Here is a 7068-nt window from a genome sequence, read left to right as displayed (position 1 = left end):
TTCTGCTTGGGGTTCTTCGGTGACTTCAGAGAACGCTTCATCCGCGATATCAGGCAAATCCAATTCAACTGAGCCTTCTACTTCAGACTCAGTTTGCGACGCTAAACTATCTTCTGCTTGAGGCTGCTCGGTTTGCGGCTCGTCATCAATTAGCCAATCATCATCTTGAGGGACACCAAATTCATTTGGAATCGCCTCTGGCATCGGAGCAGTAGATTGAGCTTCAACTGGTGCCTGTGTCGATTCAGGAGCTTCTTGAATATCCTCGACTGCTTCAGCGATTTCTGGAGCCTCTGGAGTCTCTGGAGTCTCTGGAGTCTCTGGAGTCTCTGGAGTCTCTGGAGTCTCTGGAGTCTCTGGAGTCTCTGGAGTCTCTGGAGTCTCTGGAGTCTCTGGAGTCTCTGGAGTCTCTTCTTTCAGTGTGTCGCTTTGCTCTTGTTGTGCAAGCACATCATCTTCAACAATTTCTTGTTGCTCAGCACCTGAAGCCGACGTTGCCTCATCCAATCCAACCGATGGGCTTTCTACAACTTGTGCTGACTCAGGAGTACTTTCAGGTCTCTCAACTTCATCAATTGCTGAGGTTAGCCAATCATCGTCTTGTGTCTCAGCACTCGAAAAGTCTTCAGATTCTGCTTCGTTAGATGGCTGACTTTCATCGGCCACTTGCTCCGCTTCATCACTCAGTTGTTCCGCTTCTTCGCTGTCAAACTGAGGGTTTTCAACTTCTTCAATCGCCGACGTTAGCCAATCGTCTTCATCATCTTCTTCTGGCTCTGGCTCTGGCTCTGGCTCTGGCTCTGGCTCTGGCTCTGGCTCTGGCTCTGCAAGCTGAGCTTGGTCAATCTCTGTGTCTAACGCAACTTCATCGGTTACGTTGGCAGCAGGAACATCGTCTAGATCGAGTTCATCAAGAAGTGGGTCCCCCTCCGGAGCCACACTTAACAAGTCATCGATAAAGTCTTCACTAGCGAAGTCTTTGTTGTCAGTTGCTGGCGTCTCTTGTTCAATCGACGGCTCATCAGTAGAATCAGCTTCCAGTTCGGGCTCTGATGCCGGCTCTGGCAGCTCTTCTTGTTGATCGATTTCAAGCAGTTCTTCAAACAAGTCGGTCGCATCGTCACCCAGATCTTCGTTGCTGCCTGCTTGAGGATCAGAGTCAACCATATCTCCGAGTAATTCTGTACTATCCGCTAAATAGATCTCTTGAGCTGACGTATCTTCACCAATAAGCTCGTCAAGTTCAGTGTCTAAATCAAATTCGTCTGCACCTTCTGACTCAGCGATAAATTCATCTAAAAGGTCGGTGCTTTCTTCAGCAGGTTCATCAACCGAGATTAGCTCATCAAAGGCGTCGACTTCATCGCTAGCCTCTTGCGGTGCAGCCGACTCTTCAAGAAGCTCATCTAAAAGGTCTGTGCTATCTGCACTGACTTCGACACCTTCTTCATCGACAACTTCATCAAGCAGCGCTGTTTCATCAAGCGCATTCGCTTCTAGCGTTTCTAGATCCGCCTGCGCTTCCATTTGGGCAAAGATATCATCGATTTCGCTATCAGAAGCTAAGCTCGGTTCCGTTGAGTCATCGCTTAGATCGAAGCTGTCTTCGCCTTCATCAAGCAAGCTATCAAAATCGAGGTCATCACTGCTGTCATCTTGAGCTTCGTTAAATAGATCATCCAGTAATGACTGATCCAACTCATCGGAGCCTAGCTCCTCGCTATCACCATCTTCGGCTAGAAGTGAGTCCAACTCATCTTGCGAGAACTCACCATCATCAGATAGATCGAAACCTTCGTCATCGGAGTCATCAATGACCACCTCATCGAGAGCGCGCTCCATCTCTTCAAGACCAAGTGCCTTTTCATCACCGTTGACACTAATGCCGTTCGAGCTCATATCAACATCGACATCAGCCAGTGATTCATCTAGATCACCGTCATCGCCTATCCCTGCAAATGGGTCATCGCTGTCTTCACCTTCAAGGTTGAAATCAAGATCGCTATCATCTAGGTCGGCAAATACATCCACTTCATCTGAATCAGCGTCAGGGTCGACTGAGTCGTCGCCAAATAGTTCTTCTTCATCCTTATCCGATTCGCCAAACAAGTCGTCATCGAGCAGTAAATCATCGTCGATATCTTCATTAAGCGTTTCAGGCACGACTGGCGCAACAGGTTGAACAGGTTGCTGCTCTGTTGGTGCGGCTTGTGGCTCTTCTTTAGAGCGACGGCCCAACAGCATCATGATGATGAGACCAATCAATAATCCCGGGATGATGGCTAATGCTGCAACTAACCAAGTATTTGAGAACAGTTGATCCATTGCCGAAGGCGCCATTTTTTGCTCTTCTGCAAGGCGCATACGTTCAGCTTCTAGAAGTTTTTCGACTTCTGTGCGTATCCGGTCTTCATCTCCGAGTTCGTCTTTTAGCACATCAACTTCGGATTGAACCTCGGCCAACATTAAGCGCAGCTTATGGTTCTTCTCTTCTAGTGCCATCAACTCTGTTTCAGAGGTTTCAAGCTGGTTCTCGAGTGACTTAACCTGTTTCTGCTTTTCTTGCGATGCGATAGCTTTTAAATCACTGTCTTTCTCAGGCATCATCTCCGGGGCAGTTTCAACTGCTTTTTCCATCGGCTTAGCCATTTCATCAGGCTTATCCACTGGAACAACATTGACTGCTGGAGCCTGTGGTTGAGGCGTTGCAACACTAGGTGCTTTACCCAAGCGAGCTTGGTGCGCTGCCATCACGTTGACAGCTTCTTGAGTGGAGACACTACGAACTTGGCTCAGAGAAGGAATACGAATGGTACTCTGAGGGATCAGCTCGTGGATATTTTGGTTTTCAAACGCTTGAGGGTTGAGTTGAAAAATGGCGTAGAGCGTTTGTTGAACAGTAACTGCGTTAGAAGGACGTAACTGAGAGGCAATACTCCACAACGTCTCTTGCTCCGTTGTAGGGCCATAAAATCTTGACGGTTCTGCCGTACGCGCATCACGAGCAAGAGGCTCTGAAAATTGGGGAGATGACTGGATCTCACCATTTGGCCCTTTAAGGCGAATGCTCTCCGCGTTTACGATAGTAGTTTGAGTCACGGCAACCATTGCTAGAGGCAATAGTAGACGCTGTAAAAGTCGACGCATATAAGGCTCAGCTATGTGCTCAATTAAATTAATGACGATGATCTGTTAAATATATCGGATAAACCACTCAAAACTATAGGTGGATAGGCAAAAAATGTGTGTCCGGCGCCATATTCGCATTAATCTCACACAATTTTTCAAAATTCGATTAAAAAAGCCTCACACTATGGCGAGGCTTTGATTAGACAATTATCAGCAACAGCTGAGTTTTAGTTTGTCTAGTAGTAGTCGCGAATCAGTACTTCGGCGATTTGAACAGCATTAGTTGCCGCACCCTTGCGAACGTTGTCTGCCACTACCCACAAGTTGATACCACTATGGTGGCTGATGTCGTTACGGATACGACCTACCATCACGTGATCTTTACCGCCTGCATCGCGAACTTGTGTTGGGAAGTCATCACCATGGAAAACTTCAACACCTTCAGTTTGCTCTAGCAGATTAATCACTTCTTGCGCATCGATTGGTGCACATGTTTCTAGATGGACTGCTTCCGCATGACCATAGAAAACAGGTACACGAACACAGGTAGGGTTTACAGTAATACCTGGATCGTTGAAGATTTTCTGTGTTTCCCAAACCATCTTCATTTCTTCACGGGTATAACCGTTTTCCATGAACTGATCGATCTGCGGAATACAGTTAAACGCGATTTGCTGTGAAAACTCTTCATTTTCTGCTGGCATACCGTTAAGCAGCTTAGCCGTTTGACCTGCTAGCTCATCAATACCCGCTTTACCTGCACCTGACACTGACTGGTAAGTTGATACATTAATACGCTCAATACCCACTGCATCGTGAATTGGCTTTAAGGCAACCAACATCTGAATCGTTGAGCAGTTTGGGTTAGCGATGATATTGCGGTTACGGAACTCGGCAATTGCTTCAGGGTTCACTTCAGGCACCACAAGTGGAATGTCGTACTCGTAGCGGAACTGTGAGGTATTATCAATCACGATAACACCTTCATCTGCAGCGATTGGCGCCCATTTAGCAGATAAATCACCACCTGCTGAAAACAACGCGATATGTGCTTGAGACCAGTCAAACTCCTCTACGTTTTGAACTCGGACAGTTTTACCGTTAAAGCGATAAGTCTTACCTTCACTGCGCTCACTGGCTAAAAGGTAAATCTCACCCACTGGGAATTTGCGCTCTTGCAGCACTTCGATAATTGTTTCGCCGACTGCACCAGTCGCGCCTAAAACTGCAACATTATATTGTTGGCTCATTGACTTACCTCAACCTGAAAACCTAGTTTTGCTAGTGGGGATAGATTGCATGACTCTCCACCAACTAACGTGACTGCACTGTACTCTCGACGATCCCAATAGTTTTTACGCATCAGGTCAAACGAACCAGGCTTGCTGATTTCGCGTCGGAATAAGGCGTCATCTTTACGCACATCATAGACTAGCTGCGTGATGTTGTGCAGCGTTGCTTCATCCCACATGCGATCTAAATTGAGCTGTGGGACTGGCGCAATGGGCAGCAAGTCACTGGCATGCGCACGTAATTCTTTGTTTAGAAACTCACAATAGCTATTGAAGATCATTGTCGTACCGCGAGCTTTCCCCTCTAAGCCATAGCCTGCAACATGAGGGGTTGCGAATGCTAGCAGAGGCAGAAGCTCCATATCAACCTCTGGCTCAAATTCAAATACGTCTAATGCTGCGATAAATCCATCATTCTTCTGTAAACGCGCTTTTAATGCAGCATTATCAACAATGGGGCCACGAGCCGCATTGATTAAAATTTGGTCACCACGTAACGTTTCCAACACAGCTTGATCAATTAAGTGATACGTAGGGTACTCACCATCACGCGTGATAGGGGTATGCAGAGTGATAATATCTGATTCCTCTAGCAATTCAGGCAAAGGGGTAAATTGACGAGTGTCCCCTTCAACTTGTTTAGGAGGATCGTTGATCAACACATTAATGCCAATGCCTTCTAAGCATTTCTGTAGATAGCTACCGACTTGACCTGCTCCAATAATGCCAACGGTTTTATCAAATACGGAGAAGCCATGCTGCTGAGCAAGCACCATCATTACGCTGAATGCATATTCCGCGACGCCCACTTTGTTACAGCCAGGGGCGGCGGTAAAGTAAATACCTTTCTCATTCAGTAGAGCTTGATCGACGTGATCCATTCCTGCGGTTGCTGTACCGACAAATTTTAGCTTGTTCGCTTTAGCGATCAGCTCTGCATTCACCTTAGTCACTGAGCGAATCATAAGCGCATCAACATCGATTAAGTCATCAGCGGTCAGTGTGCGACCAGATTTTAAAACAACCTCACCTAGCTGACTAAAAAGCTGTTCAGCATAAGGCATATTTTCATCTACAAGAATTTTCATGGGTTTATCGATTTGGCTTTGAATGGCATTGATTGTGCAAAAAAGGTGAGTCAGTGTCGAGCAATTATCTGATCATCTCTATATCACAAGGGGATTAGATAGAAAAATGCCCGGCACTTGGCCGGGCAATGGTCCAGAACAAAAGGATCTTAACCCGCTCTCCATGGGTTAAAGTCTGCGTCTGTTAGACTAACCTTTATTACTAAAGGTTAGTCAGCTCTGGAAACTGGATTGCTCGCTAATGAGCAAATTCAGTTAGCCTTGGTATTTCTTGATAACTAGCGTAGCGTTTGTGCCACCAAAACCAAAACTGTTTGACATTACTGTCGTCAACTCTGCGTCACGCTTCTCAGTCACGATATCTAGACCTTGTGCTGCGTCATCTAGAGTCTCAACGTTTACGCTTGGTGCGATAAAGCTGTTTTCTAGCATTAGCGTTGAGTAAATTGCTTCGTGAACGCCTGCTGCACCTAGCGCGTGACCTGTCATCGCTTTAGTTGCTGAAATTGCTGGGCTGTTGTCACCAAATAGCTCTTGGATAGCACCTAGCTCTTTCACGTCACCGACAGGTGTAGAAGTACCGTGCGTGTTTACGTAGTCGATGCTGTCTACATCTTGCATCGCCATCTTCATACAACGAATCGCGCCTTCACCTGATGGTGCTACCATGTCGTAGCCGTCAGAAGTTGCGCCGTAGCCAACGATCTCACCGTAGATTTTCGCGCCACGTGCTAGAGCGTGCTCAAGCTCTTCGATAACCATCATGCCGCCACCGCCAGAGATAACGAAACCGTCACGGTTTGCATCGTAAGTACGAGACGCTTTGTCTGGTGTTTCGTTGTACTTAGTTGATAGTGCGCCCATTGCGTCAAACATCATAGTTTGAGACCAATCTAGCTCTTCACCACCACCAGCGAATACGATGTCTTGTTTGCCTAACTGGATAAGCTCCATTGCGTGGCCAATACAGTGTGCAGAAGTTGCACATGCAGAACTCATTGAGTAGTTCACGCCGCGAATCTTAAATGGCGTTGCAAGACATGCAGAAACCGTTGAAGACATAGTGCGTGGAACCATGTAAGGACCAACACGTTTTACGCCTTTCGCACGCATTGTGTCTGTCGCTACAGTCTGGTTTAGTGCAGATGCACCACCAGAGCCAGCAACAATACCGGTACGATCGTTAGAAACTTGCTCGTCAGTTAGACCCGCATCTTCAATTGCTTGCTGCATTGATAGGTATGCATACGCAGCCGCATCACCCATAAAGCGCATCTGTTTACGGTCAATGTGCTCTGCTGGGTTGATTTTTAGATCACCCCATACCTGTGAACGAAGACCTTGTTCTTTAAACTGCTCAGAGGCAGTAATACCAGATTTACCTGCTTTTAGAGACGCTAAAACTTCTTCGACGTTGTTACCGATACTTGAAACAATACCCATACCGGTGATTACGACTCGTTTCATTATGACATTCCTATAATTCAAAAATCCGCTAGATGATAACTAAGATAGCGGGGAAAAGTGGTCAGCTTTCCCTTAAAACCGTACAATTGCAA

General features: G+C 46.5%; 4 protein-coding genes. All 4 read right to left on the bottom strand.

The window, feature by feature from the left end:
- Positions 1 to 3147: FimV/HubP family polar landmark protein (locus tag AC6R00_RS05335; protein ID WP_500639574.1), on the bottom strand; the 3147-nt coding region annotated here is incomplete at its 3' end.
- Positions 3148 to 3365: 218 nt separating this feature from the next.
- Positions 3366 to 4379, bottom strand: a complete 1014-nt coding sequence (locus AC6R00_RS05330; protein WP_500639573.1) for an aspartate-semialdehyde dehydrogenase — start codon at positions 4377 to 4379, stop codon at positions 3366 to 3368.
- Complete coding sequence (locus AC6R00_RS05325) at positions 4376 to 5509, bottom strand: 4-phosphoerythronate dehydrogenase (RefSeq protein ID WP_500639572.1); 1134 nt, start codon at positions 5507 to 5509, stop codon at positions 4376 to 4378. Before AC6R00_RS05325 ends, AC6R00_RS05330 begins: the two co-directional genes overlap by 4 nt.
- A 255-nt stretch (positions 5510 to 5764) precedes the next feature.
- Complete coding sequence (gene fabB / locus AC6R00_RS05320; protein ID WP_004744485.1) at positions 5765 to 6976, bottom strand: beta-ketoacyl-ACP synthase I; 1212 nt, start codon at positions 6974 to 6976, stop codon at positions 5765 to 5767.
- Positions 6977 to 7068 lie beyond the last annotated feature (92 nt).

Source organism: Vibrio sp. R10-SF1-ISO8 (assembly GCF_059833805.1).
This window is presented reverse-complemented; position numbering and strand designations above follow the sequence as displayed.